This window comes from Anoxybacillus sp. CHMUD (genome assembly GCF_013096965.1).
In the GTDB taxonomy this organism is placed as follows: domain Bacteria; phylum Bacillota; class Bacilli; order Bacillales; family Anoxybacillaceae; genus Anoxybacillus; species Anoxybacillus kestanbolensis_A.
This window is the reverse complement of record NZ_SDLG01000062.1, coordinates 1-626: the sequence shown is the minus strand read 5'-3', so window position 1 is coordinate 626 and position 626 is coordinate 1. Positions and strand designations below refer to the sequence as shown.

Sequence of the window (626 nt, the reverse complement as noted above, 5' to 3'; positions counted from 1 at the left end):
CCATATTTTCATCCGTTGGGTGGGCAGCAATCGTTCCTGCAGCAGTTTGCGGCAAACCGTTTAATTGACTTTGCGACCACGTTTTGCCGTCGTCTTTACTGTAAAATACCCCTTGTCCGAGCGTTTTGTTTTCTTCTTGGTTCACCACATAAATGGTATGGCTTTTATAGCCAACGGTCATATAATGAAAATCAGATTCTTTATAAAATCCTAAATTCATCAATGTTTGTCCATTATCCAAACTTTTCACGAGACCAAGTGGATTTCCTAACGATGAACCTTCTTCCGGATGCCCTGAGGCATAAAAGCCGTCGTCTGTAACCGAAAAGCCCATATAATCATGTTTATTGGAAGTCGTTTCATACCACTTATTATTTTGGTAAACAAGTAAACCTTCATGTGTAGCAAAATAAATCGCATTTTGGTTGCCTGCATAACCAATTCCATGTAAATGTTCGAACTTTCCTTCTTTCTTTTCTTTAAAGAAAGGATTATTGGCAACAGATACATTCGATTTTGCTTGTTCTTTGCTTGTAATAAAGGCCTGCTCTTTTTCGTTGGATGATGAACAAGCGCTTAGAAGAAGAATGGATGATGTAATGATGATTGCTTTCGTCATTTTTGTC

The 626-nt window shown here is 38.2% G+C and carries 1 protein-coding gene; it reads right to left on the bottom strand.

Going from position 1 to position 626, the window contains the following annotated elements; translation table 11 throughout:
* Positions 1-626, bottom strand: a 626-nt coding sequence (locus tag ETB99_RS14600) for a F510_1955 family glycosylhydrolase (protein ID WP_375153727.1), incomplete at both ends; no start/stop codon positions are given.